At 64.6% G+C, this 212-nt stretch carries 1 protein-coding gene; it reads left to right on the top strand.

Going from position 1 to position 212, the window contains the following annotated elements; all coding sequences use genetic code 11:
• Positions 1-212 (top strand): AMP-binding protein (locus FBT96_RS09830; protein ID WP_169583369.1); only part of this gene is annotated, 212 nt, incomplete at both ends.

Raw genomic sequence — 212 nt, 5'->3', positions numbered from 1 at the left:
TGCATCGACCGGCATCTGCGCGACCGCGCGCTGCAGACGGCGATCATCTTCGAGCCCGACGATCCGACCGAACCGGCCCGCCACATCACCTACAAGGAGCTCTCCGAGAAGGTGAACCGGATGGCGAATGTGCTGCTGTCCCAGGGCATCATGCGCGGCGACCGGGTGGTGATCTATCTGCCGATGATCCCGGAGGCGGCCTATGCGATGCT

This window comes from Rhodobacter capsulatus, from assembly GCF_005144475.1.
Lineage (GTDB): Bacteria > Pseudomonadota > Alphaproteobacteria > Rhodobacterales > Rhodobacteraceae > Rhodobacter > Rhodobacter capsulatus_C.
Note: the sequence above shows the minus strand (reverse complement) of the source record. Positions and strands in the feature narration are given on the sequence as shown.